Genomic DNA, 18,898 nt, shown 5'->3' with positions numbered 1-18,898 from the left:
AACCATTCTTTAAAAATGTAACTTTCCAGCTGGAAAAGCTACTTATTTTTAAACACTAATTTTGCTTATGAAAAAATACGCGTCACTCGTTTTATTTTTCGTCTTTATCTCCATTTTTTCCCAGAATAAAATCACGGTTTTTGAGGCAGGGAAGCGCAAGCCAATTGCAAATGCGACGGTTTCATGCAATAAAGTTCCTATTGGAAAAACCAATTCGTTGGGGCAATTGGATTTTCGGACTAAATGTAAAATGATTGAAGTTTCTATGCCGGGATATTACTCGGAAGATGTTTTGGTTGATAAGCGTATGGAAGCTACTTTAAGTGAAGTTGATGGCGAAACGAGAACGATAGAAACGGTTGTATTAAACGATAAAAGTGATCCCGAAGCCCTGAAAATTCTGGATAAAGTAAATGCGAATTACGAAAATAATTCACCAAAAAGATTGGATTCGTATTCCTTCAAATCATACGAGAAAATTTCCTATGATTTCGATGAAGACAGCATTAGAGCGTATAATGATTTTCTAGAAAAACGATTGGATTTGCTTTCTAAACTTCCGAAAAAAGAACAAACAGAAGAGCAGAAAAAAGATTCGTTGGAGTGGAATGGAGTGAGCAAAATGATGGGGAAATCCAAAATGTTTCTTTGGGAAAAAGCACAAGAATATTTGTATTCTAAAAAATATGGTGAGAAAATAAACATTTTAGACAATCGAATTTCAGGATTGAAAGAGCCGATTTATGAAATGTTCACTTTGCGTTCGAACCGAACAAAAGTTCCACGGGAGGTCGCTAAAGAAAACCGGAATCTGTATCGTTTTTTCCTTTCTGATTCCATTGAAATAGATGGTCGAATGAATTACGTAATTCGTTTTCGTCAAGTAGATTACAAACAGGCTATTAATCGAAGAAAATTTAATGGTTATTTGTACATAGACAAAGATACTTATGCGGTGAAAAAGCTTGAAAGTAGCTCGAAAAAAGCCAATGAAGGGACCATTACGAGTATTTGGAAACCGATTGATAACAAATGGTTTTTGGTGAAAGAAAATTTTAAGCTGAAAGCCGGAAATGTCAATTTTGGTGCGAAGAAAGCGGATTCCGCAGGTTTAAAAAAGCAGTTTGGGATGTATGTTTTTTTAACTTCAGATTTCTTTGATTTTAAAGTTCCAGCCGATGTGAAAGCCAAAGATTTCAAAGGCTACACGATGGAAGTTCAGAATACAGATGGGAAAACTTTAGATCAATACCGTATCAATCCGCTTTCGGAACGCGAAGCAGATACCTATAAACAGATTGATAGTTTAGGGAAAAAATATAAAGTCGATCAAAAAGCAAGTGTGCTTTCGGCTTTAGTAAAAGGAAAAGTTCGAGTTGGAAATGTTGATTTTGATGCGTCACAGTTTCTAAAATACAATTTGTACGAAGGTTTTAGAGTCGGCGTTGGCGCAAAAATGAATGAGCGTTTCCATAAATATATTTCGCCAGATGCGTATGTGGGCTATGGCTTTAAAGATGAAGGGTTCAAGTATGGAGTAGGTTTGGATGTTCGCACGACGACAAGAAAAACTTCTTTTTTCCGATTTGAATACTACAATGATGTCGTGGCTTCAGGGAAATTCAGTGAAAATATGTGGAACTTCCGTATGAAGCTGATGAATTCTGGAGTAGATATGAAAAACGACGTTTTTTACGGTTACAGAGGATTTAAACTTTCTTACGAAGCAGATATTGCTAACTCATTAACGGTGCAAGTTGCTGCCAAAAAAGATCAGGAAAGATCCTTGTTTGATTATAATTTTAGAGGTTTAGGTGATCGTTTTGATAATTTCAGTACGAAAATATCACTGAAGTATTCGCCTGGATCGAAAAATATCATGACGCCTTCTGGAAAATATACATTTGAGCAAAATTTTCCTGAAGTTTTCTTCAATTACGAAAAAGGAATGAAAGCTTTTGGTGGTGATTTGGAGTATGATCGTTTTGATGTTTTATTAGCCCATCAGCTAAAATGGGGTGGTGGTGTAACTGGAGTTCGCGCTTATGCAGGTTTGATGTCTGGAAATGCTCCGATTTGGCATCACTTTCAGCAAAATGGTTTGGGTTCTGGAAAAGAAAATTCATTTAATTTCAACTTGACCTCCTATTTAGGTTTTGCTACGATGGAAGCTGGAAAATACTATAACGATCGATTTGCGGGATTTTATTTAACGCATCGAATTCCGTGGTATTTCAAAAGTTTCGGAAAAAACACCTCTAGTTTTGATGTCGTTTATCGAGGAATTATCGGAAATATGGATGATATGGCGGATCATCAGTTTAAATATGATAAGTTGAATCATTTCTACCAAGAAGTTGGCTTAGAGTGGAATAATTTCTTGAGTTCGCAATTTAATCTTGGGTTTTTCTACCGAGTTGGGTATTACCACACGCAAATTTTCAAAGATAATTTTGCCATTCAGTTTAAATTTAAATTCTTAGGGTTTTAATGGTTTTGCATAATCGGTTACTCTACTTTGTAGCGTCGCTTCTATTGGTTTATGCAAGTATTCGGTGGTATGTTGATCAAGGTGAACGCAAATATATCTTTGTTGTTTTTGTGGCTTTTGCAATTGCTGTTTTTGTTGGTTTGAATTGGTATCAAAATTTGGAGTCGAAGAAAAAGACCTATTCTAATGCCGATTATGATGAATTTGAAGCCTCTTTAGAAGACGATGGTGATTTTGTGTTTGATGAATCAGGTTTTTCTATTCAAAATACGGCAAAAGTCGATTGGGACGATGTTGAGAAAATTAGCATTTACAAATATGCTAAATCCAAAGGCGAATCTTTTTTGAAAGTTAGAATCGAAACAAAAGATAGGAAATTAGATATTCTCGATACCGTTCCGGGATATCCCAAATTTTCAGAAAAAATGATGAATTATTTAGGCATTTTTGCTGATTGGGAATGGCAGCATCCTGGAAAAGATGAGGTTCTTGAACTTTATGAAAAACCAGTTGAAGAATCAACTAAAGAATAAAACAAAAAACGCTTCTCCAAGAGAAGCGTTTCTATTTTTAAGAACTAAGAAGTTTTAGTATCTGTAATATTCAGGTTTGAAAGGTCCTTCAACAGCAACTCCGATGTAATCAGCTTGTGCAGGAGAAAGAGTTTCCAATTCAACGCTTAATTTTTTAAGGTGTAAAGCCGCTACTTTTTCATCCAAATGTTTAGGTAACATATACACTTCATTTCCGTAAGCAGCAGAGTTTGTCCATAATTCGATCTGAGCCAACGTTTGGTTTGAGAACGAGTTCGACATTACAAAAGATGGGTGACCAGTCGCGCAACCAAGGTTTACTAAACGACCTTCAGCCAAGATGATGATTTCTTTACCATCAACGTTGTAAATATCAACTTGAGGCTTAACTTCTGTTTTAGTTGAACCGTAGTTTTCGTTTAACCAAGCCATATCGATTTCGTTATCAAAGTGTCCAATGTTACAAACGATTGTTTTATCCTTCATTTTCTTGAAATGCTCAGGTCTTACGATGTTGAAGTTACCAGTCGTCGTAATTACGATATCTGCATTATCAACAACTGTATCTAATCTTTTTACTTCGTACCCGTCCATTGCGGCTTGAAGCGCACAAATTGGATCGATTTCTGTAACCGTAACGATAGAACCAGCTCCTCTGAAAGATGCTGCAGTACCTTTACCAACGTCTCCGTAACCACAAACTACCACTCTTTTACCAGCTAACATAACGTCAGTTGCTCTTCTTACCGCATCAACAGCAGATTCTTTACAACCGTATTTGTTATCGAATTTAGACTTAGTAACCGAATCGTTTACGTTGATTGCAGGCATTACCAAAGTTCCGTTTTTCATTCTTTCGTACAATCTGTGAACGCCTGTTGTTGTTTCTTCAGAAAGTCCTTTGATATCTTTCGTGAATTCTGGATATTTATCAAAAACCATGTTTGTTAAATCTCCACCATCATCCAAAATCATGTTTAATGGTTTTCTATCTTCACCGAAGAACAAAGTTTGCTCAATACACCAATCGAATTCCTCTTCGTTAAGACCTTTCCAAGCGTAAACTGGAATTCCAGCAGCAGCAATCGCAGCAGCAGCGTGATCCTGAGTTGAGAAGATATTACAAGAAGACCAAGTAACTTCTGCACCAAGAGCTACCAAAGTTTCGATTAAAACCGCAGTTTGAATCGTCATGTGAAGACATCCTGCAATTCTAGCGCCTTTCAATGGTTGAGATGGTCCGTATTCTTCACGAATCGCCATTAAACCTGGCATTTCAGCTTCTGCTAACGTAATTTCTTTTCTTCCCCATTCTGCTAGAGAAATATCCTTAACCTTGTAAGGAACATATTGTGTTGTTGTATCCATAAATACAGTTTTGTTTTTGAATTAATTTTCGATGCAAAAATACAATTTATTACCCACATATAAAAAAAAGGCGAAACGCTTTTCGCTAAGACTATAAGAGTCTGTTGTTCAAACGTTTCGTGCCTTCCCATCCAAAGGATGTCGTTTAAGAGTAAGTGTATTAAAAAAGTGTTATTTCCATCCGCCACCGAGGCTTTTATAAATAGTAACCACGGTACTTAATTGTTTTTCTTTGGCTTCTACCAATTCCATTTTCGCATCCAAAGCGTCACGCTGATTCATCAAAACTTCCAAATAATCGGCTCTAGAATTTCTAAAAAGTTGATTGGCAATTCCGATCGATTCGTCCAAAGATTTAGCTTCCTTAGCTTTGAATTGATAGTATTGATCGATGTTTTTGATTTTCGACATTTGGTTTGTTACTTCCATATACGCATTCAGGATCGTTTTGTCGTATTCATATAACGCTTGAATTTGTTTAGCATCCGCCGTGTGAAAATTAGCTTGTATCGCCGTTTTGTTAATCAATGGTCCTGCCAAATCCGCTGCCAAACCATAGGCTAATGATTCGGGCATTTTTAAAAGATAGGTTGGTTTGAAGGCTTCCAAACCTAAGGTTGCTGAAATACTCAATGAAGGATAAAATTCTTTTCTCGCTGCTTGAACATCGAGTTGTGCAGCTTTTAATTCTAGTTCAGCTTCTTTGATATCAGGTCGGTTGGTCAATAGTTCCGAAGGAATACCTGTATAAACCGTTTGTGGAACAATAGACATAAACGCCGATTTGTTTCGAACAATTGGTTGCGGATATCTTCCAAGCAAAGTATTGATTTGATTTTCTTTTTCGGTGATTTGTTGCTTAATGTCAAACTCCATGGCTTGCGCTTTAGATAATTCGGCTTCAAATTTCTTCACAGCCAATTCTGTAGCAGCCATCGCTTGCTTTTGGATTTTTGAAACCTCTAACGCTTTTTTCTGCAAATCGATGTACTGATCAACAATATCCAATTGATTATCCAAAGCTAAAAGTTCGTAATAGTTTTCCGCAACCTCTGAAATTAAGGAAGAAAGAACAAAATTTTTCCCTTCAACAGTGGAAAGATAATGCGCCACCGCTGATTCTTTTTCGGTTCTCAGTTTATGCCAAATATCCACCTCCCAGTCCGTAGAAATTCCAGCTTCGAAATTTCCAAGCGGATCGGGCATTTCTTTTCCAGGTTTTATTTCGGTTGTCGCATCGCCGGCTCCAGCGCTTGTATATCGTCCAACTTTTTCAACACCCGCTCCAATTCCTGCGGAAACGCTCGGCTTTAGATTTCCATTGGTATAAAGAACACCACTTTTTGCAATTTCAATTTTTTGCAGCGTAATCAGTAATTCTTGATTGTTTTTTAAAGCGATTTCTATAAGATTGGTTAAATCAGAATCGGTAAAAAACTGTCGCCAAGGCGTAATACCACTATTTTGGGTATTTTCAGTATTGGCTTCTTTTTCAAATTGTGCTGGCAAATCCGTTTTCACTTGATCTTGAATTACGGTTGCCATCGGTGCTTTGCAGCTAACCACTAAAGCTAAAGTGGCTAGGCAAATGATATTTTTAGTGGTAATCTTCAAATTTTCCATCGTGTTGGTAAGGTTCTGTTTGTTCAGTTAATGGATTTTCTTCTTCATAATGCGATAGTTTGCTTTTTGCGGCAAGGGTTCCAAATAGGAAATATAATCCCGGAATGACTAATAGTCCGAAAATAGTTCCTATCAACATTCCCCCAGCCGATGCAGTACCAATAGTTCGGTTTCCAATAGCTCCAGGACCTGATGCAAAAACAAGTGGTAAAAGCCCTGCGATAAACGCAAAAGAAGTCATCAATATTGGTCGGAAACGTGCGTAGGCTCCTTCTATAGCAGCATCACGGACGCTAATTCCTTCAGCCTTCCGCTGGACGGCAAATTCAACAATCAACACGGCGTTTTTACCGAGCAAACCAATGAGCATCACCATCGCAACTTGCGCATAAATATTATTCTCCAAGCCAAAAGCTTGCAATGCGATAAATGCTCCTGCAATCCCGATAGGAAGGGAAAGGATAACAGGCAAAGGCAAAATAAAACTTTCGTATTGTGCGGAAAGAATGAGATAGACAAAGCCTAAACACACTAAGAAAATGTATAACGCTTCATTTCCTCGAGAAACTTCATCTTTGGAAATTCCCGCCCAGTCAATTCCAAATCCGCGCGGAAGGGTTTTATCAGCAACTTCTTGAATGGCAGCAATTGCTTGTCCAGAACTATAGCCAGGTGCAGGCGTTCCACTAACTTCGGCTGCATTATACATGTTGTGACGCGTGATTTCGGACAAACCGTACACTTTTTCCAAATGCATGAAATCGGAATAGGGAACCATTTGATCCTGATCATTTTTCACATAAAGCTTCAAAATGTCAGAAGGCAAAGCTCTGTATTGTGGCCCAGCTTGTACAACAACTTTATACGGTCTATCAAATCGGATAAAACTCGTTTCGTAATTCGAACCAATTAAAGTTGAAAGATTATCCATCGCTTTTTCAATAGAAACTCCTTTTTGCTCTGCAAGATCATTGTCAATTTTCAGCATGTATTGCGGGAAACTGGCTGAATAAAACGTAAATGCAGAACCTAATTCTGGACGTTTTTTCAATTCTTTCACAAAGTCATTCGCAACCGTTTCCATTTTTTTGTAATCGCCACTTCCTGCTTTGTCGAGTAATCTCAATTCAAAACCTCCCGCAGCACCATAACCAGGAATAGAAGGCGGTTGGAAGAATTCAATATTGGCTCCTGTAATATTTTTCGCTTTTTCTTCTAACTGTTCAATGACTTCGGCGGCAGATTCCTTACGATCGTCCCAAGATTTTAAATTAATCAAACACGTTCCAGAGTTAGAACCCGTTCCTTCGGTAAGAATTTCATACCCAGCCAAAGAGGAAACCGAAGAAACTCCATCAATGTCTTCAGATGCTTTTTGAAGCTCCATAGCAATTTTGTTGGTACGCTCTAACGTTGATCCTGGCGGCGTTTGAATAATAGCATAAATCATCCCTTGATCTTCTGCTGGAATAAATCCTGACGGAAGTTTATTACTTAAAAAGAAGGCCATGACACAGAAAATCAATAAGATAGGAAGTGTAAATGCTTTTTTAGTAACCGATTTGTTCAATAAGTTTCGATATTTTCCTGCTCCTTTATTGAAATTATTGTTGAAGTGATCCAAAAATCGATTGATTGGAGTTCTTTTTCTTTCTTTTCCGTGATTGTTTTTCAAAATCAAAGCACATAACGCTGGTGTCAATGTTAACGCGACAACACCCGATAACATGATGGATGAAACCATCGTAATTGAAAACTGACGATAGAAAATCCCAACGGGTCCGCTCATAAACGCAACCGGAATGAAAACCGAAGCCATAACCAACGTGATGGCAATGATCGCTCCGCTGATTTCATGCATTGCTTCTTCGGTTGCTTTTAACGGCGAAAGATGTTTTTCTTCCATCTTGGCATGAACAGCCTCGATGACGACAATCGCATCATCCACCACAACACCAATCGCCATCACAAGGGCAAAAAGCGAAATCATATTCAGCGTTATTCCAAATGCAGACATGATCGCAAAAGTTCCAATCAATGAAACAGGAACGGCAATGGTCGGAATTAATGTTGAACGCCAGTCTCCAAGGAAAAGGAAAACGACGATTCCTACTAAAATAAAGGCTTCAAACAAGGTGTGAACTACCTTTTCCATTGACGCATCCAAGAATCGAGAAACGTCGTATGAAATTTCATAATGCATGCCTTTTGGGAAATTTACTTTCTCCAAATCTTGCATCAAGGTTTTCACATTTTTAATAACATCACTTGCATTCGATCCATAGGATTGTTTGATGGTAATTGCGGCTGAAGGTTTTCCATTTAAAGTTGAGTAGATGTCGTACATAGAGCTTCCAAATTCGACATCAGCAACGTCTTTCAAACGAATAAATTCACCATTAGATGTTGATCTTAAAATGATATTTCCGTAGTCTTTTTCATTGTTGTAACGACCAGGATATTTCAAAATATACTCAAATGATTGCGATTTTTTACCCGAACTTTCACCGGTTTTTCCGGGCGAAGCTTCGATGCTTTGGGCATTCAAAGCTTCCATGACTTCATCCGCAGAAATATTGTAAGCGGTAAGACGGTCTGGTTTTAACCAAATACGCATCGCATATTCACGAGTTCCTAAAATGTCCGCTTCACCAACGCCTTTTATACGTTTCAACTCAGACAAAATATTGATGTCTGCATAGTTGAAAAGGAATTTTTGATTGGCTTTATGATCATCACTGTACAAGTTGATGTACATTAACATGTTCGGTTCCTCACGCGTAATTTTCACTCCTTCACGAACGACCAAAGGTGGTAGTTTGTTTATGGCAGATGAAATGTGATTTTGAACATTCACTGCAGCAACATTGGGATCCGTCCCCAAATCAAAAACGACTTGGATGGAGGCTTCGCCATCATTTCCGGCATCGGAAGCCATATATTTCATTCCAGGAACACCATTAATAGCTCTTTCTAGCGGAATAACAACCGATTTAACGAGCAATTCATTATTGGCGCCGGGATATTCGGCGGTGATATTTACTTTGGGTGGCGAGATCGATGGAAACTGAGTAACAGGAAGTTTAATGAGTGATAAAATTCCTAAAAAAATAATAATCAACGATATAACGATCGACAGAACGGGTCTGCGAATAAATCTTCTAAACATACTTTTGATTTTTAAAAAGGAATTATTCTGCTTTTAAAGTCAAGTTTTGCAACACCTTTTGTGGATTTTGGTATTGCATCTTGATTTTTTGATCGTCTTTCACTTTTTGTACGCCATCAACCAAGATTTTGTCTTCGGGATTCAAACCTGAAGCGACTATATAAATATCGGGAAGTTCGTATGCTACCTTGATATTTCTAGATTTCGCCACGCCATTTTTATCTACCACAAAAACGTAAACTTGATCTTGAATTTCATAGGTCGCTTTTTGCGGAATAATCAAAGCTTTGTTTACAGGAATGCTCATTTGAATTTTTCCTGTTTCGCCATTTCGTAGTAAACGATTTGGGTTAGCAAATTTGGCTCTGAATGCAATATTTCCCGTTTCGTTATCAAATTCTCCTTCAATCGTCTGTACATAGCCTTTTTCGGGGAAAGCATCGCCATTGGCCATCAGAAGCTTAACTTCTTGACTTCCGCGTTCCGCAGCATGCGTTTGATAATTCAAATATTCAGGTTCCGACATGTTGAAATAGGCATAGACATTGGAGTTATCCGAAAGCGTTGTTAATAAAGCGCCTTCATCAACTAAACTTCCGATTTTTAGTGGAATTCTATTGATTAATCCAGAAAAAGGAGCGCGAATATTGGTGAAAGCTAAATGAGTTTGCGCAAGTTGCATTTCCGCTCTTGAACCATCTAATTTGGCTTTAGCCATGGCTCTTTCGTTGGGCGAAACGATATTGTTTCCAGCTAAAGTAGACGCATTTTGCAATTCGATTCGCGCTTGTTCTACTTCGGCTTTAGTTTTCATAACTTCGGCTTGGTAGATTTGCGGCATAATTTTGAACAACGGTTGTCCAGCGCCTACACTTTGACCTTCGTCAATGTAAATGGATTGTAAAAATCCTTTTTCTTGAGCACGAATTTCAATATTTTTTACCGATTGAATTTGGGCTACATATTCTTTAGTTACGACCGTGTCTTTTTGTAACGGATTGGTAACTTGATACGTGACTTCGTCTTCTTTTTTTTCGTCTTTGTTTTTGCATGATTGTGCAAAAAGTAGCGTGCATAACGCACCAAAAGCAATTGCTTTTTTCATAGTTCTCTTAGAATTTACTTAATCTTAAACGTTTTTTTGAATGAGTTTCCTTTGCTGATTTTTTCAATGAAAAACATCGCAAAAGAGGCTATTAACAGAAATAATAGCATGTTTGGTAAAAACAAAGACGGTCTAAATTCTAATAGAGCGGATTAAAATAAATCGCTTAACATGAGGGATTCCTCTCGGTGCTGATTGAAATGCTAGAGTTCTCTTTTTTTCAAAAAATTGAATGAGAAGAAAAAGTCCAGAAACAATTCCAATAGCAAAACTAAGGTTGGCAAGCTGATCAGCAGCCGAAAAATCAACATCCTCAGATTCTACAAAAAAATTGGGTGCATCATTTTGTTGATGATCCGTTTTCACCATCGTTTTGTTGAGGTGGTTAACTTTTTTTGGAAGTTGATGAGGTGCAGAAATCGTCGTTAAATTTTCCTGAGCAGGAGTGTAAACTTTGCTTCCTACAACAAAAACCAAGAGTAGGGCGGTGAGCAAATATGTCAGGAAATTTTTCATTTTGATGATGCAAATTTAAATCTTGATTTGATTTCTCGATGTACATTAACAAACTTTAACTAAGAAAACATCTTGAGTTTTCAGACAAAGCAATCGGAATCCTCTGCAATTATTTTAGAATTTCACGCTTTTTGGCTACTTTAGAGGTTTCAAATAGCAAACAAAAAATGCCTTTATTTCAAGATTTTTCAAACATTAAAGCCAAAATTCATTTGTGGAAATACGATGAAACGGATTTTTTTGACACTGAAAAATTAATTGAACCTGAAAACAAATCCCGAATTGAAGAATATCATCCGAAAAAATTGCTGGAAACCTTGATGGTTAGACAAATTTTAAAAGATGAATTACCCGATCATAAGATTTTGTATGAGGATCGACAGCCGTTTTTATCGCCAAGAGATTACGAAATTTCTATAACCAATTCATATCCTTTTGCAGCGATTGCTTTTTCGAAATGGCCCGTAGGAATAGACTTGGAGAAGTTTAATCCAAAAATGACTAGGTTAAAAGATAAGTTTGTGTATCCTGAAGAGCGCGAATTTATTCCAGCCGATTTGGAAATGGAATATTTAACGATTATCTGGTCTGTAAAGGAAAGTTTGTACAAAATTCATCACTCCAAACATTGGTCGTTGAAAAAACATTACGAAGTTTTACCGTTTAATATGGAGCATTTACACAGCGTTCAATGCCGTGTTTATGATGAAAATGGCTCGGACGATTTCTACGCACGTGTTGAGTTTTTCGAAGACTACGTTTTTACGATTGTGGATTAGTTTTGTAGTAATTCTGAACCAATCGACGTTGTTCTTTTGCCGTATTGAAAAGCAATGAAAGAATTTCTTTGATGTTTTTAATTTCAGCAACGTAGGAGATTTTATGCATGTCGCGACGATCAAAAAATTCTTGTTCTTCTTCTTGAAGTTCTTTTTTACGATTTTCTAAAAGTTCACTCACAAAATCTTCAGGAATAATCTTACTTTCTTCTTGTAGTGTAGGATCAATTTTTTGCTGATTCAAAATATGTTCCGTTCGTTGAAGTTCTGCCAAAATCTTCGTATGCCAACCTTCAATATCAATATTTGGATAGTCTTTTTCGTATTTCGCATATTGTGAAAGCGAAGCAATATACGCCGTAATCAAATGCGATGTTGTTACAAACTGATGCACGGTTTCAATACGGATTTGCTGCGTTTTAGGATCCGAAATCATCCGTTGAAAATTATCACTTAAATTCGCTAACGAAATCATGGCATCTTTACGAGCAAGACGATAATTTTGCTCTTTAAACTCCGTTGTTCCAAGATATTGCATCACCGATTCAAAGTATTTTATATTGGAATTTGCCGACTCTTTCATCAAATCAATATTTTGAGAATGCTGCCAAACCGGTAATACCAAATACGAAACGATAAAGGCAATAATTCCCGCAATGAAGGTGTCTACCAAGCGATCTCGGAAGATGATATTCACGTTTCCTGGATGCATGAAGTTGAAAGTCAGAAATACATAAATAGTCATGAAAAACACAGCGATAAGGTATTTTCCACGCAAAAACGTGAAACACAAAATCATACTCGAAAACAGAATGGTGAGCAATATTCTGCTGTCGTCAACGAACATGAGTAAAACGTAAGCGAAAACACCGCCAGCAACGGTTCCACCCAAACGCCATAAGTTTCGCGTTTTGGTTGTGGAGTAGGACGGTTTTAAAATTGCGGTTATGGTAATTAATATCCAATAGGTATGTCCTAATCCCAGAAATGTCGCGTACGAAAAGCCGTATCCAATTAACAATGCTAATGTAATCCGAATCGCATGTCGGAAATGTTCGGACTTGATTGAAAGGTTATTTTTGAGAACTTTTAAGTTGATTTTTTCCTGATACGGAACAAATTTTTGATAATCTAAACCAGAAGATAAACTTTTCGCCAATGAAATGTCTTGATCAAAAACTTTGTAAATACTGTTGATTTCATCCGTAATTTCATTCACTCGAATCAAAATCAAACGTAGAATCATAAAGTCTTCTAAATTTTCTGGAGTTAGATTCTGATTTCTGAAATTGAAATAGTATTCGTAAAGATTTTGATGTTCTTTTTTAATATTGTTGATGGGTTTCGCCTTGGCTCCACTTTGCATCGCAATCCCAATATTGGTTATTTCTTCCGATAAAAGAATCAGATAATCATGAATTTTTGGTAGAATTTTAAACTTTCCGAAACGACGATTAATCTTCTCATAATCGCTATCGGAGGTCATTAATTTTTCATGAAGTTCTAAGGAATTTAGAAACATCATCATCAGCAAACGACTTGTTGTGGTGGATTCGTTTACAATGGTTCGTGTTTTGAAAACAATTTCGCGTGTTGCTTCTTGCTGATTTTTTATATCAATTTGCTTCGCTATAATTTGCGGGAAAAGCTTGTCAAACTCTGGCTTTTCTTGATAATAACGTGCTCTAATTCGAAGAAATTCGGCGAGTTCCAAATAGTTTTCACCAACCATTTGAAAAGCTAATTTATAGGGCTGAATTCTCGAAACAAGTAGAAAAACAAGGAAAAACCAAATACATCCCGCCAAAAAGATGCCCATACTTTTTAAGATGGGACCGTTTGCCATGCTGTGATCCAAGAAAATCGCCATAACGACGAGTGATAAGGAGCCCACGGCAGCGAGTCGTTGTCCATAGACGCCAATCATGGTGAAAAGCATTCCGAAAACGGCGATTAATACAAAAACGAGCGGTTCGTAATGTTTAATTAAAATCGAAATAAAGGCAACAATGACGAACGAAATAATGGCTAAAATTAAGGCGTTTCGTCTTCGGATAAAAGGTCCGGGTTGGTCTGTTAAACCAACAAAACTGGTTGCTAATGGGAATAGAAAATACTCTTTTAAAATCCCGAAATGCGCTAGAATGATCGCCGGAACCACACAAGCCAACGTGATTCGCACACCCGAATAGATGTACTGACTGGTAACGAATCTTTGCAATTCGGCTTTGTAATTCATACAACAAATGTAGGGCTAAATTCGAGAATTTGAAGGCTAAAAAAGCATAAAAAAAAGCTGAATAATTCAGCTTTACTATTTGTTAATATTCAGTGAAAAAGGCGGTCGTTCCACCAATCCAAATGGCGTCTTTTTTATTGAAATCCACATTTACCATTTCGGCTTTGGTCATTCGAACAAGATATTCCATTAAGGTTGGTTGTTCTTCATTTTCGGGCCAAATGTAAAGCAGTCGAATTTCAGCTTTGGAAAACTCTCCGTTGGGATCTTCAAAAATAGGAGCGTACTGAACTTTTCGTTGCATGATAAAATTTTCTTGATCTTGAATGGAATTGATTTGTTCCCAAGTTGGATGCAAATTCACGCCGCTTCCTGCAAAGGAAAAAAGTGGTTTCAAAACAAAATTTTCCACGTTTTCATCTTTTGGAAATTCATTTAAGAAATAGCTTTTCGGTACGAAATCGTGTTGAAGTTTCGGCAACAAGAATTTTGAAATTTTGAAAAACCAGTTCGGGTGCGTTACCCAAGTAACATCCAAATCTTCACGGAAATCAAAAGCGGTTTTCAAATCGGGAATTCGGTCGAGTTCATCAAAAATAACGCGGTTGTAAATTCGTTTGATTTGCGTTTTTTCACCGTTATTATCGTAAAAAAGTTGATTTCCTTCTTTCTGAACCTTCGTTAAACAAACGGTTTTAATGCCTAAATGTTTTTCAGTTAAGTAGAAATCGATATTTGTTTTTTGCTTTTCAGGATAAATTTCCAATAAAACGACATGTTTAGGATCTTCATCACTGACAAGTACTTGTTTTAGCTTTTCATAGTAAGCATCGTCCGATATTTTACGTCTGAACTCGCCTAAAAAAGGATAAACTTCACAAAACGCATTTTTTAATTCTCGTTGAAACGCGTATAAAGTTGGAAATGCTTGTAATTCGATTAATTGCGGTTCGATTTCACCGTTTTCATTTTCGCAAATTCCAAAATCAATTGTGAAAAAGTGCGTCTTTTTGGTGTCGTTGGGAACCAAATAATTTTCTGGAACGGCTTTCTTCAACTCTTCATCAGAAATGTTTTGAATTTGATTTAAAATACTTTCTGAGGCGCCAAGAAGTTTATTTCGAAATTCATTCGTAAGAAAAATTGGACTTTCAGAAACGCGAAACAAAGGTGGAAAACCCGTCTTTGCTTTTAAATTTTCTAAAAGTTCTTGGTATTTTTCATTTGAAAACTCGGAATTGAATTGGTCTCGAATTTTTTTGATCATACGTTTTTGTGGTGTTTGGTGTAAAAAATCGGGCTGTTAAAACCCGATTTCTATGTTAGCATACGCTTAATTCTTCTTTTAAAATTTGTTTGGCGGCGTGCCTTAGAAACCTTGGAAGAATTTGGGCTTGGGTGAGAACGATTTTATCGGGATCATCCATTCTATCTACCGTTTCCAAATATTTTTCCTCGCCAAAATTTTTAATCATGGCTTCTTTATTGGTTTCGTCTTTCAAGTTTTCCATCATCCCTTCAGGATCAGCCTCAGGATGAAATTGCGTTCCGAAAATTTCTTCCGAAAAACGAATCGCCATCACCGCTCTTTCTAAATGAATGTGCGGACGAACTTTTTCTTTGGCAACTATTTTCATTCCTTTTTCAGCAAATAAATCCAAATTAGGTTCAATTAACTGAAACGAACGTGAATCTACTGCGTAGAAAGGTTCCGGTAGGTTTTTTAACAAGAAATCTTGCTCGCCCTCCTTGGTTTTGTGAATAGGCATCACGCCAAATGAATACGATTTTCGCTTGCAAACATTTCCTAATTTCCAGTGAATACTCGCCAATTGGAATGAGTGACAGATTAAAAACAAATATTTTTTTTGCTCGTTATGAATGTTGTGTTCCCAAACTTGGTCTAGGAAATCTGCAAATTTCTGTTCCCATTCATACCCTTCACGATGTGGGTTTCCTGGTCCACCGGAAGAAATGAAAATATCGAAATCTTGATAATCCGGCACTTCATTTTTATAGCGAACATCAAAATACGAAACCTCCACTTGCGATTCAAATTGAAGTCGAAAAGCCTCAGAAATTTCTTTGATATTACGCATACCTTGGTTGGGATGGTTGTTGTTCATGTCCAGCAAGGCAAGTTTTATTGTGCTCATTGAGAATGGTTTAATTTGCAAAATTACAAAATTTCAATTTTATGCGTTTTTAGTTTTCGGTAATTCCGTATTCGGTTTCCGAAATCATGTAATCAACAACATCTTTTAAGTTTCCTGTTCGCTCAAAAACTTCCAATTGTCGATCTGCACCAGTTCCTCTTTTTAGGATTTCCCATGCGTATTCAACTTCGTTGCGGCAGTTTAATTCATCAACAACATCATCAATAAAGGCTAATAATTCCTCTAAAAGTTCTGCATACGGAACGCTTGCTTCTTTTCCAAAATCAATTAACTGAGAATGAATTCCGTCTTTTGAAGCGCGCCATTTGTTTTCGGTAATCAACAATCTGCGATAACTGCGGAAACTTAAGTTTTGCTGATGCAATTTGTAAATTTTGGCTGTTAAAGCTTGCATAATTGCCGCTAAACATACGGTTTCTTCAACACGCATGGGCATATCACAAATTCGGAATTCGATGGTTGGGTAAAATGGGTGAACTCGCAGATCCCACCAAATTTTCTTAGCGTTATCGATAGTTCCTGTTTTAATCATCAAATCAACATACGAATCAAATTCCGCCACGCTCGAGAAGTAACTTGGAATTCCCGTTCTTGGAAATTTTGCAAAAACTTCTTGACGATAGGATTTGAAGCCGGTTTGTCTTCCTACCCAAAACGGTGAATTCGTAGAAAGTGCATACACGTGCGGAAGGAAATAACGCATTACATTTTGGATACGTACACCTTCTTCCCGATTTGGAATTCCAATATGAACATGCAATCCAAAAATAAGGTTTTCACGAGCCACATCACCCATGTCACCTACGATTTTGTCATAACGGACATCTTTGGTGATGGTGTTGTCTTGCCAACGCGAAAACGGATGCGTACCACCTCCAGAAACACGCAAATTTTGTTCATGGGCAATGGTAATCAATCGTTTACGAAGCGAGTAGAGTTCTTCTCGTGCTTCTTTAATATTGTTGCAAATGCCGGTTTCCATCTCAACAACGGATTCGTGCATTTCATGTTTCAAATGTTCGCTCAAGGTAGCCTTTCCTCCTTCGATTATCTTGGATACATGGGAAATCAAATCACGTGATTCGGCATCAATGATTTGATATTCTTCTTCGACCCCTATGGTAAATGTGTGCGACATAACTTCATTGTGTTTTTAGACCGATTTTCAAAGAAAATCAGTTACTTTTTAATAGAATCGGTTACGAATGTTCCCCAAGAAATATTCGGAACTCCAGGTTTGTATTCTTTTGCTTTTTCAATTGCTAATTTAGCTGCGTGTTCAATAATCCATTGGAAATTTTCTTCCCCAACAGAGTTTCTGTCTGCGTCAGGAGCTGGATTACAGAAATCAATTGCGTACGGAATTCCATCACGAACTGCAAATTCCACCGTATTGAAGTCATAACCTAAAGCCTCATTCATTTTGATGGTCAATTCTTCAATTTGCTTCAGCAATTTCGTTAATTCTTCGCCTTTCGTTTTATGTTCGGTTGCGTAACGTAAATGAGGTTCATTTCTTGGTTCGTACGGCATAATGTGTACGTATTTTTTGCCCAAGCAATAGACACGGTAATAATCGTCAAAAATGATTTCTTCCTGAACCATCATCACCAATTGTTCTGTTTCTGAAAGCTTATTCCAAAGATCTTCCGGATTTTCTACGCGATAAACGTTTCTCCAACCGCCACCATCGTGCGGTTTCATATACGCTGGAAAACCAATGTAATTGAAGATATACTCCCAATCGTGTGGGAATTTTAAATTTCTAAAAGATGTTTCCGATGTATTTGTTGGTCTTTCGTGAGACGGAAGAAGTACGGTTTTCGGAAGTGGAATTCCTAATTTCAACATTAATGCATTGTTGAAGAATTTTTCATCTGCGCTCCACCAAAACGGATTGTTGATAACGTAGGTGCCATTAACAGAAGCATTTTTAAGGTAGGCTCTATAAAAAGGAACGTCTTGTGAGATACGATCGATTATTACCGCATAACCATAATCTGCACCTTGTTCTAATTTGTCAATAGAAACGGGTTCGGCAATAATTTCGCCATTTCCCAATTCATTTACTTTATCTATAAATGCCCATGGAAAGGTATCTTCCATCCCAAAAAGGATTCCTACTTTTTTACTCATAATATTGTGAATTTTTAGTTTTACTTATTTTTAATTTTTTAACTATTTCCAAATAATCGACCGATAAACATTGGAAAAACCATTCGCCAAAGCGGCCAATCGTGATTAATCCATTTTCTTTCGTCGTACCAATTGTTGATTCCTTTTGCATCTAAAAGCGCCGCCATTTCTTTCGTGGGTTCCAAACAAATATCTTGATCGGAGGTGCTTAAAACGATATGCATGTGCTTGTACTTCCAGGCTTCATCATTTGGGATAAAGTCTTTCGCGCAATTGAAATACACCAAATCACTGTCGTAACCATCCATGAAATTTCGGATGGAGAACGTTCCCGAAAGGCAAAACATATGTGAAACTAAATCGGGAAATCGAAATGCTAAATTTGCAGCATGATAGCCACCAAAACTAGCTCCAGCCAACGCAACGCGATGCGTTTGATGTGCTTTTTGAATGGCAGGAATAAATTCCTGATGCATAAACTGAACCCAAAGTTCGTAGTTTCGAATGCGATCTGCAGGCGAAATACTTTTGTTGTAAAAGCTTATTTTATCAATGGTTTGTACGTTGTAAATTTTAATAATTCCTTGATCCACAAACCAACTGATGCTATCGTTTAGTTTGAAATCGTGATTTTGCGTATACGAACCTTGCGATGTGGGAAACATAATCAATGGATAACCGTAATGACCGGTTACTTCCACATTAACATGCATCCCGAGTATGTTAGAATAATAATCTGTATGTTCAATTTTAGGCATGGTT

Annotated in this window: 14 protein-coding genes; 3 read left to right on the top strand and 11 right to left on the bottom strand. The window is 37.2% G+C overall.

All coding sequences use genetic code 11. The features are described 5' to 3' along the window. The first annotated feature begins 67 nt into the window (after nt 1–67). A complete protein-coding gene (locus AC5XHR_RS03390) occupies nt 68–2,491 on the top strand; it encodes a hypothetical protein (RefSeq protein ID WP_495949370.1) in 2,424 nt (807 codons plus the stop codon). Continuing rightward, entirely contained in the window at nt 2,491–3,024 is a 534-nt protein-coding gene (locus AC5XHR_RS03385; protein ID WP_495949369.1) for a hypothetical protein, read from the top strand. The genes AC5XHR_RS03390 and AC5XHR_RS03385 overlap by 1 nt, the downstream gene beginning before the upstream one ends. 54 nt (nt 3,025–3,078) lie before the next feature. Here the strand turns inward: AC5XHR_RS03385 and ahcY are convergent, their stop codons facing one another. The 5 genes from ahcY to AC5XHR_RS03360 form a co-directional block, all read right to left on the bottom strand. Further along, nucleotides 3,079–4,392, bottom strand: a complete 1,314-nt coding sequence (ahcY, locus tag AC5XHR_RS03380; RefSeq protein WP_495949368.1) for an adenosylhomocysteinase — start codon at nt 4,390–4,392, stop codon at nt 3,079–3,081. Between the two features lie 171 nt (nt 4,393–4,563). Continuing rightward, the gene (locus tag AC5XHR_RS03375) at nt 4,564–6,015 is read right to left on the bottom strand and encodes a TolC family protein (RefSeq protein ID WP_495949367.1); all 1,452 of its coding nucleotides are present in this window, start codon (nt 6,013–6,015) and stop codon (nt 4,564–4,566) included. Then, nucleotides 5,990–9,184 carry an efflux RND transporter permease subunit gene (locus AC5XHR_RS03370; RefSeq protein ID WP_495949366.1) on the bottom strand — a complete coding sequence of 1,065 codons (3,195 nt, stop codon included), beginning with the start codon at nt 9,182–9,184 and terminating at the stop codon, nt 5,990–5,992. Before AC5XHR_RS03370 ends, AC5XHR_RS03375 begins: the two co-directional genes overlap by 26 nt. 22 nt (nt 9,185–9,206) lie before the next feature. Then, the gene (locus AC5XHR_RS03365) at nt 9,207–10,289 is read right to left on the bottom strand and encodes an efflux RND transporter periplasmic adaptor subunit (protein WP_495949365.1); all 1,083 of its coding nucleotides are present in this window, start codon (nt 10,287–10,289) and stop codon (nt 9,207–9,209) included. Between the two features lie 132 nt (nt 10,290–10,421). Further along, nucleotides 10,422–10,805 carry a hypothetical protein gene (locus AC5XHR_RS03360; protein ID WP_495949364.1) on the bottom strand — a complete coding sequence of 128 codons (384 nt, stop codon included), beginning with the start codon at nt 10,803–10,805 and terminating at the stop codon, nt 10,422–10,424. A 167-nt stretch (nt 10,806–10,972) separates the two neighbouring features. On the opposite strand from AC5XHR_RS03360, the gene AC5XHR_RS03355 reads away from it, so the two are divergent. Continuing rightward, nucleotides 10,973–11,584, top strand: coding sequence for a 4'-phosphopantetheinyl transferase family protein (locus tag AC5XHR_RS03355; protein WP_495949363.1), 612 nt, complete (start codon nt 10,973–10,975; stop codon nt 11,582–11,584). Here AC5XHR_RS03355 and AC5XHR_RS03350 read toward each other — a convergent pair. The 6 genes from AC5XHR_RS03350 to AC5XHR_RS03325 form a co-directional block, all read right to left on the bottom strand. Beyond that, entirely contained in the window at nt 11,568–13,823 is a 2,256-nt protein-coding gene (locus AC5XHR_RS03350; protein ID WP_495949362.1) for an FUSC family protein, read from the bottom strand. The two genes, AC5XHR_RS03355 and AC5XHR_RS03350, sit on opposite strands and share 17 nt — an antisense overlap. Before the next feature lie 82 nt (nt 13,824–13,905). Next, nucleotides 13,906–15,090, bottom strand: a complete 1,185-nt coding sequence (locus tag AC5XHR_RS03345) for a hypothetical protein (protein WP_495949361.1) — start codon at nt 15,088–15,090, stop codon at nt 13,906–13,908. A 55-nt stretch (nt 15,091–15,145) separates the two neighbouring features. Further along, nucleotides 15,146–15,979, bottom strand: a complete 834-nt coding sequence (locus tag AC5XHR_RS03340; protein ID WP_495949360.1) for a type 1 glutamine amidotransferase — start codon at nt 15,977–15,979, stop codon at nt 15,146–15,148. 49 nt (nt 15,980–16,028) lie between these two features. Further along, nucleotides 16,029–17,138: a carboxylate-amine ligase gene (locus AC5XHR_RS03335; protein WP_495949359.1), complete on the bottom strand. Its 1,110-nt coding sequence runs from the start codon at nt 17,136–17,138 to the stop codon at nt 16,029–16,031. 41 nt (nt 17,139–17,179) lie between these two features. Continuing rightward, nucleotides 17,180–18,136, bottom strand: a complete 957-nt coding sequence (locus tag AC5XHR_RS03330; RefSeq protein WP_495949358.1) for an ATP-grasp domain-containing protein — start codon at nt 18,134–18,136, stop codon at nt 17,180–17,182. Nucleotides 18,137–18,174: 38 nt separating this feature from the next. Beyond that, nucleotides 18,175–18,894: an alpha/beta hydrolase-fold protein gene (locus AC5XHR_RS03325; RefSeq protein WP_495949357.1), complete on the bottom strand. Its 720-nt coding sequence runs from the start codon at nt 18,892–18,894 to the stop codon at nt 18,175–18,177. Nucleotides 18,895–18,898 lie beyond the last annotated feature (4 nt).

The organism is Kaistella sp. CFF1-2 (assembly GCF_059509915.1).
Note: the sequence above shows the minus strand (reverse complement) of the source record. Positions and strands in the feature narration are given on the sequence as shown.